Origin of the sequence: Hydrogenophaga sp. (assembly GCF_026125825.1) — a bacterium.
GTDB lineage: Bacteria > Pseudomonadota > Gammaproteobacteria > Burkholderiales > Burkholderiaceae_C > Hydrogenophaga.
This window is the reverse complement of record NZ_JAHCKK010000101.1, coordinates 1-14,695: the sequence shown is the minus strand read 5'-3', so window position 1 is coordinate 14,695 and position 14,695 is coordinate 1. Positions and strand designations below refer to the sequence as shown.

The following is a 14,695-nucleotide window of genomic DNA, read 5'->3' as shown; positions in this document are numbered from 1 at the left end:
CCGGCGCCGCTGGCGCCACCGCGCCCGCCCCAGGCCAGGCCTTCGTGCTCGAAGGCGACAGCGTGCGCCTGCCCGCCGCCGAGCCCGACCTGTGGCAGCGCCCGCTCGCGCAGGCGCTGGGCGACCGGCTGCAGGTCCAGGCGTCGCATGGCATCGAGCAGGCCCGCATCCGCCTGGATCCACCCGCCCTGGGCCGCATCGAGATCGTTCTGCGCCAGGAAGCCGGCCAGCTGCAAGTGCAGCTCAGCGCCTCCCACCACGACGTGGTGCGCCAGCTCCAGGCCATGGGCGACGGCCTGCGGCAGGAACTCGCGCACAAGCAGGGCAGCCCCGTCACCGTGCAGGTCTTCGAGGACCGCGCGCTTGCCGACGGCCGCTCGTCGCACCGCGAACGCCAGCCCCAACCGCAGCAGGAAGACCGGCCCGGCCAGGGCCTGCTGAGCGAATCGCAGGCCGAGCGGCGTGCCTTCACCCTGGCCTGAAGCGCCAACGACCGACTCCCGGAGTGCCCGCATGAAAAAACTCAAACTGATCTCCCTCGTCGTCGGGGTCGCGCTGCTCACCGCCGGTGGCGGCGCCGCCGCGGCCTACTGGCTGCTGCGCCCGGCCAAACCGGCCGTGGCCGGCACGCCCGCACCCGACAAGCGCGAATACCGCTACGTCACGCTGGACAAAGTCATCGTGATGCTGCGCGGGCGCGAAGGCGGCCCGCTGACCAACTACCTCGCGGTGGACCTGGTCTTCAAGACCCCTCTGGCCGACGAGGCCAAGACCAAGCAGCAGTTGCCCAAGCTGCGCTCCATCGCGGTGCGCTCGCTCTCCGAGTTCACGCTCGAACAGGCCGGCATGCTCACCATCCCCGCCCTGTCGGAGCACGTGCAGAAAGCCTATGTGGAGAGCTTCGAGACCGAGGCGAGGTCCATGCCCTTTGCTGAAGTGATGATCGGCAAGCTCATCATCGAGTGAGCGACGGCATGTACGGCGGTTACACCGAAATGGCCAGCGTGGCCGCGGCCGAGCTCGGCGCGGCGGACGAGCAGAAGCACCTGCTGGCGTTCACGCCGCTGGTGCGGCGCACGGTGCGCCAACTCGGTTCGCAGGTCGGCGGCATCATGGACCGCGACGACATGATGCAGATCGGCCTCATGGGCCTGCTCGAAGCCCTGCGCCGCTACGGCGAGCCCGACGAACGCTTCCCGGCCTTCGCCGGCCTGCGGGTGCGCGGCGCCATCCTGGACGAACTGCGCCGCCAGGACTGGCGGCCGCGCTCGGTGCGCCAGGAGAGCTTTCGCCTCAAGACCGAGGTGCGCGAACTCACCCAGCGCATGGGGCGCGAACCCACCGAGGCCGAGGTGCTGGCCGCCCTGGACATCAGCCCCGAGGCCTACCTGGCCTACCAGCAGGACAGCAACGCCGAAACCCTGGCCAGCTTCGACGACATGTTCGAGGCGCTGTCCAACGAAGCCTCCTCCCAGCGCTCGCCAGAGGCCGAACTGGTGCTCAAGCGAAGCCTACAGCAGGCTTTGGGCACGTTGAGCGAGCGTGAACAGCGCGTCATTCAGCTCTACTACGAATACGAACTGAGCCTCAAGGAGATCGCGGCCGTGCTGGGCTTGACCGAAGCCCGCATCTGCCAGATCAACAAGGCCGCCCTGCAGAAGATGAAAACCGTCCTGCAGACCGACTGACCGAATCTTCAAAGTCCCAGCCATGCAACTCTTCGTCGGCGCTCTTGTCATTCTTCTCACCGTCTTCGGCGGCTTCATGCTGGGCGGCGGCGATCTGGCGGTGGTCTGGGAGCCGGTGGAGCTGCTCATCATCGGCGGCGCCGGCCTGGGCGCCATCATCGTCGGCAACCCCCGGCACGTGCTCAGCGAGATGGGCATCCAGCTGCGCAAGCTGGTCGGCTCGCGCAAGCAGGGCGAGGAATTCCAGCGCCAGCTCCTGCTGCTCATGTACGAGCTGCTGCAGACGGCCGCCGGCGGCATCAAGGCCCTGGACGCCCATGTGGAAGAGCCGCACAAGAGCGCCATCTTCATGAAATACCCGCTCGTGCTGGACGAGCCCAAGCTGCTGCACTTCATCGTCGACAACTTCCGCCTCATGGCCATCGGCAAGATCAACGCCCACGAACTCGAAGGCGTGCTGGAGCAGGAACTCGAGACCATCCACGAAGAGCTGAACCAGCCGGCCAAGTCGCTGCACAAGATTGGCGAGGCCATGCCCGGCTTCGGCATCCTGGCCGCCGTGCTCGGCATCGTGATGGCCATGAACTCCGTGGCCGCTGGCGCCACGGCCGGCGAGATCGCCGCCAAGGTCGCCGCGGCCATGGTCGGCACCTTCATCGGCATCTTCATGTGCTACGCCGTGCTCGATCCGATCAGCAACATGATGAAGCAGCTGGTCAAGGAAGAGATGTCGAACCTGGAGGCCGTCAAGGTCGTGCTGGTCACCCACGTCTCGGGCAAGGTGGCGCTGCTGGCCATCGACGCCGGGCGCCGCCTGGTGCAGCTCAACATCAAGCCCAGCTTCTCCAAGCTGGAGTCCTGGATCAACGCGCTGGAAGGGCGCGAAGAGGAGCCCAGGCAGGAATTCAACCGACGCGCGGGGGATCGCCGTGTCCAAGCCTGACCACGAGACCATCGTCAAGCGCGCCTCGCGGCGCCACGACGAAGAAGCGCACGGCGGGGCCTGGAAAGTGGCCTTCGCCGATTTCGTGCTGGCCCTCATGTGCCTGTTCATGGTGCTGTGGGTGCTCGCCGCGCGCGACAAGGAAGAACTCAGCGGCCTCATGACCGCCAGCGGTGGCCACGTGGTCAACGAGGGGCGCGGGCCGCGCGTCGAAACCGTGGGCGGTCCGCGCGGCAGCCTGATCGAGCGCTTTCCCATGCCCGCCCGAGGGTCGGGTGGCGGCCCCATGGCGGGCGAGCAGGTGGGCGAGGTGCAGCCGCGCGAACCCGGCCAGCGCGTGCGTTATGAATCGCCCGCGCAGCTGCAGGACCTGGCCGAACTGCTCAAGCTCATGAGCGAGCAAGCCGGCCTGCAGGCCAACCTGCAGACCATCGTCACGCCCTACGGCCTGCGCATCATGCTGCACGACACCGACCGCGAAGGCATGTTCCAGCTCGGCAGCGCCACGCCGGGCACCAAATTCAAGGACATGCTCAGGCGCATGGGGCCGTTGTTTGCCAGGATCGAGAACAGCATGCTCATCGTCGGCCACACCGACGCCAGGCCCTTTGCCGGCGCCGGCCCCCACGCCGCCTCGAACTGGACGCTGTCGAGCGATCGGGCCGCCGCCGCGCGCGCGCACCTGATGGACGGCGGCATGCCCGCGCGCAACGTGCTGCAGGTGGTGGGCATGGCCGACCGCGCGCCCTTCGACGCGACCGACGCCCACGCCAGCGTGAACCGGCGCATCGAACTGCTCGTGCTCACCGAAGGCCAGAGCGGGGCCATCGCCGCGATGTTCGGCGCGCCCACCGACCAGCACCCGCTGGTGCCCGGCGTGCAGACCGAAATGCCCAGCCTGGACATGCTCGCGTCGCTTCGCGCCTCCCTGCTCAGAGCCAGCCAGAGCGTCCCCGGCCTGCAGCAGGTGATGGACCGCGCTGCCGGCCACCCTCCCATTGCCACCCCATGAACGCCCTCCAGGCCGCTGGCGAATGCAAACCCGACGAACGCGAGGAGATCGCATGAGAATTTCCGGCACCCCCGGCACCGAACCCGCCGCCGCCGCGCGCGCCGCCGACGCGCCCCGCACCGACGCGGCCGGCGCCGGCGCGCCCTCCGTGGCCACCACCCCGGCCGCCCTGGCCTCGGGCGTGATGCAGCCCGCCATGGACGCACTGCGTGGCATGTCCGACGTGGACACGGCCCGCGTGGCCGAGATCCGCGAAGCCCTGGCGCGCGGCGAGATCCGCTTCGACGCCGGCAAGCTCGCCAGCCTCATCACCCGCTACCACGGGAGCCGGCCGTGAGCGTGCGGCGCGAATGCGTGGCCTTTCTGGAACTGGTGCGCGACGACCAGACCGACTTCCAGGCCATGCGCGAGCTGCTGCAGGCGCAATTCGACGCCGCGCTGCGCCACGACCCCGTGCGCGTGACCGCCGCCTGCGAATCCATCTCGGCGCTCACCGAGCGAATCGCCCAGCGCGGCCATGAACGGCTCGCGCTGGCGCGGCGCATCAGCGGCAGCGACGGCCATGCCGCCTACGAAATGGTCCAGCAAGCCTTGCCCCAGGGCGTGCGCGCCACCGTGAAGCAGTGGTACGCCGACCTGCAGGGCATGGTGGCCGAGTGCCAGCGCCTCAACGCGCGCAACTGCGACCTGCTGATGAGCCAGTACGACATCATGCAGCGCGTGCTCAACGACGAGGTGCACACCTATGCGCCTGCCTGACGCCGGCTTCCCCTCCGTCGCACCCACCCGGGGCATGGACGGCATGGCGCCCCTGCCGCGCCCAGGCGCAGGGGGCTTCAACGCCCTCATGCGATCGGTGGACAGCGAGGTGCGCCGCTTCATCGCGCAGGGCGCCGTCCCGGATCTTCCGGGAGGGCTCACGCCCGAGGCCGCATCGCTGCGCCTGCGCATGGCCACGGCCGCCACCGAGGCGCCGGGCGCCAGCGCCGCCGCCGGCGCGGGTGTGCCCGAGGGCGAGCGCGCCGCTTTCCTCAACCGCATCGCCCCCTGGGCCGAGGGCGCGGCCCGCGCGCTGGGCGTGGCGCCCGAGCTGGTCGCCGCGCACGCCGCGCTCGAATCGGGCTGGGGCCGGCACCCCTTGCGCAGCGCCGACGGCAGCGACACCCACAACCTGTTCGGCCTCAAGGCCAGCGGCGCCTGGAAGGGCGGCACCACCGACGCGCTCACCACCGAATACACCGAGGGCGAGGCGCGCAAGACCACCGAACGCTTTCGCGCCTACACCGATCCGGGCGAGGCGTTCCAGGACTACGCCCGGCTGCTGCGCGACAACCCGCGCTACCGCGGCGCGATCAACGCGGGCCAGGACGCGCGCGCCTTTGCCCAGGGCCTGGCCGCAGGCGGCTACGCCACCGACCCGGCCTACGCCAGCAAACTGGAGCAGGTCGCCCGCCAGATCCAGGGGGCCGGGCGATGAGGCGCGAGCGCTACTCGGCAGGCTCGACCACGCCCTCGTCGACCACGCGCGCGCTCAGCGTCTTGCCCGATGCGGTGTTGCGCACCCGCACGAGCTCGCCCAGCGAGCCCGCCTGCAGGCTCTCGCCCGCGTTCTCCACCGACACGCCGCCCTGGCGCGCAACGATGCGCACCGCCGCGCCGCGCTTGACCAGCACCGCCTTGTTCAGCAGGCGCGCCTGCAGCACCTGGCCCTCGCGCAGCGTGCGCCGGCTCGACTGGCCCAGCGCTTCTTCCACGGTGCCGATGGCGTCGGCCATCTGGGTCACATCGCGGCGCTCGGGCCGCACGTCCGCCGCCGTGAGCGCCTTGCCGGCAGCGAGCGTCCCGGCGCTCACCAGCACCTCGGCATCGAGGGCCACGCGCGCCACGAACTCGTGCGTCCAGCCCGGGGTGTCGGGGCAGCTCACCTTCAGTGGCATGCGCGTGGGGTGGCGGGCATCGCCCAGGTCCACCGCGACCGGGCGTTCGCAAGACAGGTTCGCGGGCGCGCGGCTGCCCAGCTTCACGCTCACTTCAGGGGCTTTCCAGCCCAGGGTTTCGGCATGGGCCAGCCAGTGCGCGCGCACCGCCTGCTCCACCTGCGGCATCACCGGTGCCGCAGCCGCAAAGGCGGGCAGGGTGCCGAGCCAGACAAACAACTTCAAACAGAAAGGACTGCGCATGGGTATCGATATCGGGCAAGTGGTCGCGGTGCATGCCGACGCACTGCAGTTGCGGGCGCAGCGGACCAAGGTGCTGGCCTCCAACCTCGCCAACGTGAACACCCCGGGCTACCAGGCCCGCGACATCGACTTCGCCGCCAGCCTGGAGCGGGTGATGAGCGAAGGCGGGGAGGGGCTTGAAACGGGCGATGGCGGCGAGCTGATGTACCGCGTGCCGCACCACCCTTCGGCGGATGGTAACACCGTGGAATTGGGCGTCGAGCAGGCGGCCTTCGCGCAGAACGCGGTCGGTTTCCAGACCAGCCTGACCTTCGTCCAGATGAAATTCAAAGGCCTTGCACAGGCCATCGCGGGGCAATAAACATGTCGTTCGAGAGCATCAGCCGGATCGCCGGCTCGGCCATGTCGGCGCAGACCGTGCGCCTGAACACCATCGCGAGCAACCTCGCCAACGCCGAAGCCGCCTCGGGCGTCGAAGGCGACACCTACCGCGCGCGCAAGCCCGTCTTTGCCACCATCTACGACAACGACGGCAGCGGCGGCACGCCCGGCGCCAGCGTGCAGGTGCTCGACGTGATCCAGAGCGACGAGCCGCTGCGCCGCATGCACCAGCCCGACCACCCGCTGGCCAACGAGGCCGGCGACATCTACCTGCCCAACGTGAACCCCGTGGCCGAGATGACCGACATGATGTCGGCCTCGCGCGCCTTTGAAACCAGCGTCGAGGTGCTCACCCGCACCCGCCAGATGCAAATGGCCGTGCTGCGGCTGGGAGAGTCCTGATCATGGATGCCATCACCGATCTCACCCCCAAGACGGCGCAGACCGCCGCCGAAGCGCCGGTGGCCGCGAACGCCGACGCCGGCACCAAGGACATGTTCCTCAAGCTGCTGGTGGCGCAGGTGCGCAACCAGAACCCGCTGGAGCCCAGCGACCCGGCCGAGTTCGTCAACCAGCTCACGCAGCTGAGCCAGACCGAGGCCATGCAGAACGTGGTGACCCAGACCCGCAACAGCGCCTCCATGCTGGAGAGCCTGCAGGTGCTCTCGCTCGGCGCGCAGGTGGGCAACCGGGTGTCCGTGGTCACCGACTCGCTGACCCTGGGCACCGAGAAAGTCTCGGGCAGTTTCGAGCTCGGCGCCGCGAATTCCAACCTCGCCGTGGTCCTCACCGCGCCAGATGGCCAGAAACACCGCGTAGAGCTGGGTGCCCAGAGCGCCGGCACCGTGTATTTTTCAGTGGACCCCCAGGCGCTGGGCCTGCCGGGAGGCCGCTACGACATCGCCATCGACGGCGGAGAGGGCGTGTCCCCCGATGTGGAGATCCAGAGCGAGCTCACCAGCGTGAAGCTCTCGCCCACCGGCGGCGTGCTGCTGCAGGTGGCCCACCTGGGCGACGTGCCTTCCCATGCCATCACCGGATTTTTCGGCCGCCCGAAGACCACCCACAGTTGATTTAAGGACATTCCATGAGCTTCAACATTGCCCTCGGCGGCGTCAACGCCATCAACACCCAGCTCGAAGCGATCAGCAACAACATCGCCAACGCAGGCACCTACGGCTTCAAGTCCAGCCGCGCCAACTTCGCCTCGATGTACGCCGATGGCCAGCCCATCGGCGTCGAAGTGGGCTCGATGTCGCAGACCATCGGCACCAGCGGCGGCGCGCTCAACACCGGCCGCAGCATGGACGCCGCCATCCAGGGCAAGGGCTTCTTCGTCACCAAGGACACCAACGGCGAAACCCTGTTCACCCGCGTGGGCATCTTCGGCGCCGACAAGGACGGCTTCGTCACCGACAGCTTCGGCCGCCGCGTGCAGGGCTACGCCGCCATCCCGGGCAGCACCGCGCTCGGCGCCCTGGGCGACATGCAGATCGAGAAAGGGCAATTGCCCGCGCAGGCCAGCAGCACGCTCGACTACGTGGGCAACCTCTCGGCCGACTGGCCCACCCCGGCCGTGGCCCCGTTCTCCCCGACCGACCCGCAGTCGTACAACGGCTCCATGGTCTCGGTGGTCTACGACTCGCAAGGCACCAAGCACACCGTGACGCAGTACTTCGTCAAGACCAACCCGAACGAAGTCACCGTGCACTACACCTTCGACGGCGCGGCCCTGCCCGCGGGCTCGCAGACCGTGCTGCAGTTCAGCACCGCCGGCCAGCTGTTGACCCCGGCCACGCCCGTGACCAAGAACCTGCCGGTGCCGGCCACGGTGGCGCCCATCGCGCTGGCCGTGAACTACAACGGCACCACCCAGTTCGCGGGCCAGGCCACCACCACCGTCAACGCCAGCAACGGCTACGCCTCGGGCTCCTTCGTGGGCGTGGCGCTCGACAAGGACGGCTCGGTGCTGGCCCAGTACAGCAACGGCCTCAAGCAGCGCGTGGGCACCATCGCCCTGGCCAACTTCCCCAACGAAGACGGCCTCGTGCCGGTGAGCGACACCAGCTGGACCGTGTCCAACGCCAGCGGCGAACCCCTGTACGACGTGCCCGGCGCGGGCCAGGCCGGCACCATCAACCCCGGCTCGCTGGAGCAGTCCAACGTCGACCTCACCGGTGAGCTCGTCGGCCTCATGACCGCGCAGCGCAACTACCAGGCCAACACCAAGGTGTTCTCCACCCAGCAGGCCATGACCCAGGCCCTGATGCAGGCCGTCTGAGTCGCGCGCCATGGATGCCCTGATCTACACCGCCATGAGCGGCGCGGAGCGCACGCTGCGCGAGCAGCAGGTGCGCGCCAACAACCTGGCCAACGCCGACACGCCCGGCTTCCGGGCCGACGTGGCCTTCAGCACCGCCCTGGCGACCCCCGGCTACGGCTACGACGACCGCCACATGAGCCAGCTCAACGCCGACGGCGTGAGCGCGCGCAACGGCGTGCTCAAGTCCACCGGCCGCGACCTGGACGTGGCCATCACCGGCGAAGGCTATTTCGCCGTGCAACACCGCGGCGCGCAAGAGGCCTACACCCGTTCCGGGCAGTTCACCGTCGATGCCGACGGCACCCTCACCGTGAACGGGCGACCCGTCGTGGGCGACGGCGGCCCCATCCTGTTGCCCGCCTTCACCCGCGTGGACATCGCGGGCGACGGCACCGTCTCGATCCAGCCGCCGGGCCAGGAAGACCTGCAGCCGGTGGACCGCATCAAGACCGTGCGCCCGCTCGGTGGCGAGGTCACGAAGAACGAAGCCGGCCTGATCGTGGCCCGCGACGGCCAGCCCCTGGCGGCCGACGACACCGTCACCATGCGCTCGGGCCACCTGGAAGGCAGCAACGTCTCCGCCGTCGAGGAGATGGTCGCCACCATGACGCTGAGCCGCGATTTCGAGGTGCAGATGAAGCTCTTCGGCTCGGCCGAGCGCATGTCCGAGGCCGGCAACCGCCTGCTGCGCGGCTGAACCCGCCGCACCCCCCGTACAACCCGAGAGGAAACACACCATGAATCCAGCCATGTGGGTCAGCAAGACCGGCGTGCAGGCGCAAGACGCCAAGCTCCAGGCCATTGCCAACAACCTCGCCAACGTCAACACCGTGGGCTTCAAGCGCGACCGCGTGATGTTCGAGGACCTGTTCTACCAGGTCGAACGCCAGCCCGGCGCCGCGCGCGACGAGAACACCAACGCGCCCACCGGCGTGCAGCTGGGCAACGGCACCCGCGTGGTCGGCACGCAGAAGGTCTTCACCACCGGCAGCCTGCAGACCACCGGGCAGCAGCTGGACGTGGCCATCGTCGGCCAGGGCTTCCTGCAGGTCGAGCTGGCCAACGGCGACACCGCCTACACGCGCGCCGGCCAGCTCCAGCCCAGCCCCGAAGGCCGGCTCGTGACCGCGCAGGGCTATCCCATCGTGCCCGACATCACCATCCCCGCCAACGCGCAATCCATCGTCATCGGCGAAAACGGCGTGGTCAGCGCCAAGGTTGCGGGCGAAACCGAGCTCACCGAACTCGGCCAGATCACGCTCGCGGGCTTCGTCAACCCGGCCGGCCTCGTGGCGCTGGGCGACAACCTGTTCCAGGAAACCACCGCCAGCGGCGTGCCCACCGAAGGCGTGCCCGGCGAGGAGGCCTTCGGCAAGCTCAAGCAGGGCGCGCTGGAAGGCTCCAACGTGCAGGTGGTCGAGGAAATGGTCGAGATGATCTCGGCCCAGCGCACCTACGAGATGAACACCAAGGTCCTGTCCGCCGCCGACGGCATGCTGCAGAACCTGGCCCAGGCGGTGCGCTGATGCGCGCGCTGGCCGTCCTCACCCTGGCGGCGGCCACCGGTCTCGGTGGCTGCGCCGCCATCGTGCCGCCGGTGGCGCCACCGCTGGCCGACGCGCCCATGCCGCCGGTGCAACCCATGGCGCGCAAAGGCCAGTCGGGCGGCTTGTTCAACCCCCAGTCCGCCTGGGTCCTCACCAACGACAGCCGCGCCTTCCGCTCCGGCGACGTGCTCACCGTCATCCTGGCCGAGACCACCCAGGCCAGCAAGCGCTCGGGCACCAGCCTGGACAAGCGCAGCAGCGCGAGCGTGCAACCCCTGACCATCGCCGGCAAACTGCTCGACACCAGCGTGGGCCTCTCGGCCGATCGCGAATTCTCCGGCGGCTCCAGCAGCACGCAGCAAAACGCGCTGGAAGGCGCGATCACCGTCGTCGTGCACGAAGTCATGGCCAACGGCCTGCTGCGCGTCTCGGGCGAGAAGAGCCTGTGGCTCAACCAGGGCGAGGAGTTCATCCGCCTCAGCGGCTTCGTGCGCGCCGAAGACATCGACGCCACCAACCGCGTCTCGTCGCAGCGCATTGCGAACGCGCGCATCGCCTATTCCGGCACCGGCACGCTCGCCGATGCCAACAGCCCGGGCTGGCTCACCCGCTTCTTCACCAGCCCCTGGATGCCCTTCTGACATGCCCGCCATGAACCTTGCCCCGATCCGCGCCGCCCTGGCCCTGGGCGCCGCCCTGCTGGCCTTCGCCCTGCCAGCGCAGGCGCAGGCGCCCGGTGCGCCGGCCCGGCCGCTGCACAACCTCGTCGACATCGAAGGCATGCGCGAGAACCAGCTGATCGGCTACGGCCTGGTGGTGGGCCTGCAGGGCTCGGGCGACAGCAGCCAGATCCGCTTCTCGGGCCAGACGGTCGAGAACATGCTCAAGCAGTTCGGCGTCAAACTGCCCGAGCGCAGCAACACCAAGGCGCGCAACGTCGCGACCGTCATGGTCAGCGCGGTCTTTCCGCCCGGCTACCGCAAAGGCCAGAGCATCGACGTGACCGTCTCCTCCATGGGCGACGCCAAGAGCCTGCGCGGCGGCGTGCTGCTGCTCTCGCCCCTGCGCGGCGCCGACGGCGAGGTCTACGCGCTGGCCCAGGGCAACGTGGTGGTCGGCGGCCTCTCGGCCCAAGGCGCCAGCGGGTCCAGCGTCACCGTGAACACCCCCACCGCCGGCCGCGTGCCCAACGGCGCCACCGTGGAGCGCGAGATCGAGAGCGACTTCGACACCCGCGAGACCGTCACCCTGAGCCTCAAGCGCCCGCACTTCCAGACCGCCACCAACATCGTCGAGGCCATCAACCGCAAATTCGGCACCCTGGCCACCACGCGCAACGCCACCAGCGTGGACGTGATCGCCCCCGCCAACCCGACCCAGCGCGTCGCCTTCGTCGCCATGCTGCAGGCCCTGCCGGTGGCCGTGGGCACCGAAACGCCCAAGGTCGTCTTCAACTCGCGCACCGGCACCGTGGTGATCGCCGACGGCGTGCGCGTGCGGCCCGCCGCCGTTTCGCACGGCTCGCTCAAAGTGGTGATCGGTGAACAGCCCCAGGTGAGCCAGCCCGCGCCCTTCGGCCGGGGCGAGACCAAGGTGGTGCCCCAATCGAGCGTGGCGGTGGAGCAGGGCAGCGGCCGCATGTTCAGCTGGCCGCCGGGCACCAGCCTCAAAGGCATCATCGACACCATCAACAGCACCGGCGCTTCGCCCGACGACATCATGGCCATCCTGCAGGCGCTGGACCAGGCCGGTGCCATCGACGGCGAGCTCGTGGTCATCTGAAGGCGCCCACCATGCAAGCCATCGGACCCATCGCCCCCGGTGCCGCGCAGCCGGCCGACATCGACCCCGTGCTGCGCGCCAGGGCGGTCGATGCCGCGGAAAAATTCGAAGCCTTCTTCATCGCGCAAAACCTCAAGGCCATGCGCCGCTCCACGCAGGCCCTGGCGAGCGAAGACAGCCCCTTCAACAACAAGATCAACCAGGACATGCTCGACATGGCCGACAACCTCGTGGCCGACACCATGGCGCGCCAGCGCGCCTTCGGCATCGCCGACGTGATCCTGCGCCAGCTGCTGCCCGCGCCCGCCGTGCCGCCCCTGCAGCCCGCGCTTAAGCCCGAGCCTGCGGCGGTCGCTCTTCATGGCAAGACCCCGACCCTGCGCGGGGCCGCCACCCCGCTGGAACCCTGACCATGACCATCCACTACAACGCGCTCTCCGGCGCACTGGCCGCGCAGACCGCGCTGGCCGCGGCCAGCCACAACATCGCCAACGTGATGACCCCGGGCTTCACCCGCCAGGGCGCGCTGTTCGCGGCGGTGGGCCCGTTCAAGGGCGGCGTGGCCGCCACGGGCGGCGGGGTCTCGGTGCCTGCGCTGCTGCGCTTCAGCGACGGCTACAAGAACATGCAGATGTGGCAGTCCCATTCCGAACTGGGCCGCTACAACACCTCGCAGCCCTACATGCGCCAGCTCGAGCAGGTGATGGGCGCCGACGGCTCCAGCCTCAACAGCGGCCTGGACGTGTTCTTCAACGCCCTCAACGCCGCCAGCGTGGACCCCACCTCCGCGCCGCTGCGCCAGCAGGTCATCACCTCGGCCGAAGCGCTCGCGCAGCGCTTTGGCAACCTCAACCAGGTGCTCAACAACCAGCGCGCCTCCATCGCGCAGCAGCGCACCGCCTCCGTTGCGCAGGTCAATTCGCTCAGCGCGGAGATCGCCGACCTCAACGAAAAAATCGCGGCCACGCGCGCCACCGGCATCAACCCCTCCAGCCTGATGGACGCGCGCGACCTCAAGATCGACGCGCTCTCCAGCCTGGTCGGCCTGCAGGTGGTCGAGCAGGCCGATGGCAGCGCCAGCGTGTCCCTGCGCAGCGGCGTGCCCCTGGTGGCCGGCTCGCTGGCCGCCACCCTCTCCACCGTCAACAACCCCGACGGCTCGCAGACCCTGAAACTGGCCTTCGCCAGCGAATCCTTCACCGTCGTCAGCGACAACCTCGGCGGCCAGCTCGGCGGGCTGGACGAATTCGAGCGCACCGTGCTCAAGCCGGTGATCGACGACGTGGCCGCGCTGGCCGAAGAAATCGCCACGCGCGTCAACACCCAGATGGCCGCCGGCTTCGCCATGGACGGCACGCCAGGCACCAACCTGTTCCAGTTCGACGCCGCCTCCACCGGCCTGCTCAAGGTGGTCGACGGCCTGCTTGGCGAAGACCTGGCGTTCTCCTCGGACCCGACCAAGCCCGGCAACAGCGACAACCTGCAGGCCCTTATCGGCCTGCGTGACCTGCCGCTGACCGTGCCCTCGCTGGGCACCGTGCGCCTGGGCGACGTCTACACCCAGATCGTCGGCCGCCTGGGCACGCAGAACCAGCAGGCGCGCGCGGCGCACGACACCGCCAAGACCGTGCGCAACCAGGCCGAGGAAAGCTGGAAATCCACCAGCGGCGTCAACACCGACGAAGAGGCCATCAACATCGTGCAGTACCAGCAGATGTACCAGGCCAACATGAAAGTGCTGGCCGTCTCCAACGAACTGTTCGATTCCACGCTGGCCATGTTCGGCTGAAAGAGAAGACACCATGCGAATCGCCAGCACCCAGTACCACACCACCATGAACACCTCGCTGCAGATTGCGTCGTTCAAGGTCGAGCAACTCATGCAGCAGATGGCCACAGGCGAGCGCCTGCTGGTGCCCTCGGACGACCCCATCGCCAGCGTGCGCCTGGGCCGGCTCGCGCGCGAGCAGGCCGCGCTGGACCAGTACCGCGACAACATCGGCGCCCTGGGCGGGCGCCTGCGGCACAGCGAAGTGCTGCTCGACAGCATGAGCCGCGACATGCTGCAGATGCGCGACCTGCAGATCTGGGCCGCCGACGGCACCAACACCTCCGAAGACGTGCAGGCCATGGCCACGCAGCTCATCTCGCTGCGCGACAGCATCTTCGCCACCGCCAACACCCGCGACCAGGAAGGCCGCTACCTGTTCTCGGGCACCGCCTCGAACACCGCGACCATCACGCTCGACCCGGCCGCCGCGCCCGGCGCGCGCTACAGCTTCACCGGCAACACCGACCTGCAGCAGGTGGTGGTGGGCAACGGCATCACCCAGGCGGCCAACGTGCCGCTGGACGAGATGGCCGCCTTCCTGAACCAGCTCGACCTCACCATCCAGGACTTCCAGACGCCCGGCGTCACCGTCAACGACCCCGCGGTGCGCGGCCGCCTCAAGGCCACCACGGACCTGCTCGACACCACCCTGAACAGCGTGAGCTCACGCATCGCCCGCATCGGCGGCGCGCTCACCACGCTGGACTCGCAGGACAGCTCGCTGGCCAACGTGAGCCTGTCCAACGACCACGCCGTGCTCGCGCTGGGCAAGCTCGACTACGCCGAGGCCGCCGTGCACCTCACCGGCTACACCACCGCGCTGCAGGCCACCCAGAAGGCCTACGCCAAGGTCTCGGCGCTCTCGCTGTTCAACGTGCTCTGACCGGCCGTTCGCCCATGCAGGTCCACACGCTACCGGCCCTTCGGCCCGCAGGCAGCCACGAACGCGCTGCGGGCTCCGCGCTCGCCACCGGCCGGCCGGGGGCGGGGGCCCCGGCACCGGCCGCG

General features: G+C 69.3%; 20 protein-coding genes. 19 read left to right on the top strand and 1 reads right to left on the bottom strand.

Annotation, left to right across the window (positions count from 1 at the left end; genetic code table 11):
* The 8 genes from KIT86_RS21500 to flgJ all read left to right on the top strand — a co-directional run.
* Nucleotides 1-482: flagellar hook-length control protein FliK (locus KIT86_RS21500; protein ID WP_297402195.1), on the top strand; the 482-nt coding region annotated here is incomplete at its 5' end.
* Between the two features lie 31 nt (nucleotides 483-513).
* Nucleotides 514-966, top strand: coding sequence for a flagellar basal body-associated FliL family protein (locus tag KIT86_RS21495; protein WP_297402194.1), 453 nt, complete (start codon nucleotides 514-516; stop codon nucleotides 964-966).
* Between the two features lie 8 nt (nucleotides 967-974).
* Nucleotides 975-1,688, top strand: a complete 714-nt coding sequence (gene fliA, locus KIT86_RS21490; RefSeq protein ID WP_297402197.1) for an RNA polymerase sigma factor FliA — start codon at nucleotides 975-977, stop codon at nucleotides 1,686-1,688.
* Between the two features lie 22 nt (nucleotides 1,689-1,710).
* A complete protein-coding gene (gene motA / locus KIT86_RS21485; protein ID WP_297402192.1) occupies nucleotides 1,711-2,631 on the top strand; it encodes a flagellar motor stator protein MotA in 921 nt (306 codons plus the stop codon).
* Nucleotides 2,618-3,643: a flagellar motor protein MotB gene (locus tag KIT86_RS21480; RefSeq protein WP_297402190.1), complete on the top strand. Its 1,026-nt coding sequence runs from the start codon at nucleotides 2,618-2,620 to the stop codon at nucleotides 3,641-3,643. Before motA ends, KIT86_RS21480 begins: the two co-directional genes overlap by 14 nt.
* A 52-nt stretch (nucleotides 3,644-3,695) precedes the next feature.
* Nucleotides 3,696-3,980: a flagellar biosynthesis anti-sigma factor FlgM gene (gene flgM / locus KIT86_RS21475; RefSeq protein WP_297402188.1), complete on the top strand. Its 285-nt coding sequence runs from the start codon at nucleotides 3,696-3,698 to the stop codon at nucleotides 3,978-3,980.
* Complete coding sequence (flgN, locus tag KIT86_RS21470) at nucleotides 3,977-4,402, top strand: flagellar export chaperone FlgN (protein ID WP_297402186.1); 426 nt, start codon at nucleotides 3,977-3,979, stop codon at nucleotides 4,400-4,402. The genes flgM and flgN overlap by 4 nt, the downstream gene beginning before the upstream one ends.
* Nucleotides 4,389-5,120 (top strand): flagellar assembly peptidoglycan hydrolase FlgJ, encoded by a 732-nt coding sequence (gene flgJ / locus KIT86_RS21465; RefSeq protein WP_297402184.1) that lies wholly within the window; start codon nucleotides 4,389-4,391, stop codon nucleotides 5,118-5,120. The genes flgN and flgJ overlap by 14 nt, the downstream gene beginning before the upstream one ends.
* Before the next feature lie 10 nt (nucleotides 5,121-5,130).
* Here flgJ and flgA read toward each other — a convergent pair whose 3' ends face one another.
* Nucleotides 5,131-5,805 (bottom strand): flagellar basal body P-ring formation chaperone FlgA, encoded by a 675-nt coding sequence (gene flgA, locus KIT86_RS21460; protein WP_297402182.1) that lies wholly within the window; start codon nucleotides 5,803-5,805, stop codon nucleotides 5,131-5,133.
* 16 nt (nucleotides 5,806-5,821) lie between these two features.
* On the opposite strand from flgA, the gene flgB reads away from it, so the two are divergent.
* The 11 genes from flgB to flgL are packed head-to-tail and all read left to right on the top strand — an operon-like array spanning nucleotide 5,822 to nucleotide 14,570.
* Nucleotides 5,822-6,184, top strand: coding sequence for a flagellar basal body rod protein FlgB (flgB, locus tag KIT86_RS21455; protein WP_297402180.1), 363 nt, complete (start codon nucleotides 5,822-5,824; stop codon nucleotides 6,182-6,184).
* 2 nt (nucleotides 6,185-6,186) lie between these two features.
* A complete protein-coding gene (flgC, locus tag KIT86_RS21450) occupies nucleotides 6,187-6,606 on the top strand; it encodes a flagellar basal body rod protein FlgC (protein ID WP_297402179.1) in 420 nt (139 codons plus the stop codon).
* 2 nt (nucleotides 6,607-6,608) lie between these two features.
* On the top strand, nucleotides 6,609-7,277 hold the full coding sequence (locus KIT86_RS21445; RefSeq protein WP_297402177.1) for a flagellar hook capping FlgD N-terminal domain-containing protein: 669 nt from the start codon (nucleotides 6,609-6,611) through the stop codon (nucleotides 7,275-7,277).
* Between the two features lie 14 nt (nucleotides 7,278-7,291).
* Complete coding sequence (locus KIT86_RS21440; RefSeq protein WP_297402175.1) at nucleotides 7,292-8,485, top strand: flagellar hook-basal body complex protein; 1,194 nt, start codon at nucleotides 7,292-7,294, stop codon at nucleotides 8,483-8,485.
* Between the two features lie 10 nt (nucleotides 8,486-8,495).
* Nucleotides 8,496-9,224, top strand: a complete 729-nt coding sequence (gene flgF, locus KIT86_RS21435; protein ID WP_297402173.1) for a flagellar basal-body rod protein FlgF — start codon at nucleotides 8,496-8,498, stop codon at nucleotides 9,222-9,224.
* Nucleotides 9,225-9,264: 40 nt separating this feature from the next.
* A complete protein-coding gene (gene flgG / locus KIT86_RS21430) occupies nucleotides 9,265-10,053 on the top strand; it encodes a flagellar basal-body rod protein FlgG (protein WP_297402171.1) in 789 nt (262 codons plus the stop codon).
* Complete coding sequence (flgH, locus tag KIT86_RS21425; RefSeq protein WP_297402169.1) at nucleotides 10,053-10,715, top strand: flagellar basal body L-ring protein FlgH; 663 nt, start codon at nucleotides 10,053-10,055, stop codon at nucleotides 10,713-10,715. Before flgG ends, flgH begins: the two co-directional genes overlap by 1 nt.
* A 1-nt stretch (nucleotide 10,716) precedes the next feature.
* Complete coding sequence (locus KIT86_RS21420; protein WP_297402167.1) at nucleotides 10,717-11,856, top strand: flagellar basal body P-ring protein FlgI; 1,140 nt, start codon at nucleotides 10,717-10,719, stop codon at nucleotides 11,854-11,856.
* A gap of 11 nt (nucleotides 11,857-11,867) precedes the next feature.
* Entirely contained in the window at nucleotides 11,868-12,266 is a 399-nt protein-coding gene (locus tag KIT86_RS21415) for a rod-binding protein (RefSeq protein ID WP_297402165.1), read from the top strand.
* A 2-nt stretch (nucleotides 12,267-12,268) separates the two neighbouring features.
* Complete coding sequence (flgK, locus tag KIT86_RS21410; RefSeq protein WP_297402163.1) at nucleotides 12,269-13,645, top strand: flagellar hook-associated protein FlgK; 1,377 nt, start codon at nucleotides 12,269-12,271, stop codon at nucleotides 13,643-13,645.
* Between the two features lie 13 nt (nucleotides 13,646-13,658).
* Entirely contained in the window at nucleotides 13,659-14,570 is a 912-nt protein-coding gene (gene flgL / locus KIT86_RS21405) for a flagellar hook-associated protein FlgL (RefSeq protein WP_297402161.1), read from the top strand.
* Nucleotides 14,571-14,695 lie beyond the last annotated feature (125 nt).

What these genes read in the sequence shown, in the direction of transcription:
- flgK (WP_297402163.1), top strand. Translation starts at nt 12,269, where the DNA reads ATGACCATCCACTACAACGCGCTCTCCGGCGCACTGGCCGCGCAGACC.
- flgL (WP_297402161.1), top strand. Translation starts at nt 13,659, where the DNA reads ATGCGAATCGCCAGCACCCAGTACCACACCACCATGAACACCTCGCTG.
- KIT86_RS21445 (WP_297402177.1), top strand. Translation starts at nt 6,609, where the DNA reads ATGGATGCCATCACCGATCTCACCCCCAAGACGGCGCAGACCGCCGCC.
- flgJ (WP_297402184.1), top strand. Translation starts at nt 4,389, where the DNA reads ATGCGCCTGCCTGACGCCGGCTTCCCCTCCGTCGCACCCACCCGGGGC.
- KIT86_RS21420 (WP_297402167.1), top strand. Translation starts at nt 10,717, where the DNA reads ATGCCCGCCATGAACCTTGCCCCGATCCGCGCCGCCCTGGCCCTGGGC.
- motA (WP_297402192.1), top strand. Translation starts at nt 1,711, where the DNA reads ATGCAACTCTTCGTCGGCGCTCTTGTCATTCTTCTCACCGTCTTCGGC.
- flgF (WP_297402173.1), top strand. Translation starts at nt 8,496, where the DNA reads ATGGATGCCCTGATCTACACCGCCATGAGCGGCGCGGAGCGCACGCTG.
- flgB (WP_297402180.1), top strand. Translation starts at nt 5,822, where the DNA reads ATGGGTATCGATATCGGGCAAGTGGTCGCGGTGCATGCCGACGCACTG.
- fliA (WP_297402197.1), top strand. Translation starts at nt 975, where the DNA reads ATGTACGGCGGTTACACCGAAATGGCCAGCGTGGCCGCGGCCGAGCTC.
- flgM (WP_297402188.1), top strand. Translation starts at nt 3,696, where the DNA reads ATGAGAATTTCCGGCACCCCCGGCACCGAACCCGCCGCCGCCGCGCGC.
- flgH (WP_297402169.1), top strand. Translation starts at nt 10,053, where the DNA reads ATGCGCGCGCTGGCCGTCCTCACCCTGGCGGCGGCCACCGGTCTCGGT.
- KIT86_RS21495 (WP_297402194.1), top strand. Translation starts at nt 514, where the DNA reads ATGAAAAAACTCAAACTGATCTCCCTCGTCGTCGGGGTCGCGCTGCTC.
- flgG (WP_297402171.1), top strand. Translation starts at nt 9,265, where the DNA reads ATGAATCCAGCCATGTGGGTCAGCAAGACCGGCGTGCAGGCGCAAGAC.
- KIT86_RS21415 (WP_297402165.1), top strand. Translation starts at nt 11,868, where the DNA reads ATGCAAGCCATCGGACCCATCGCCCCCGGTGCCGCGCAGCCGGCCGAC.
- flgC (WP_297402179.1), top strand. Translation starts at nt 6,187, where the DNA reads ATGTCGTTCGAGAGCATCAGCCGGATCGCCGGCTCGGCCATGTCGGCG.
- KIT86_RS21440 (WP_297402175.1), top strand. Translation starts at nt 7,292, where the DNA reads ATGAGCTTCAACATTGCCCTCGGCGGCGTCAACGCCATCAACACCCAG.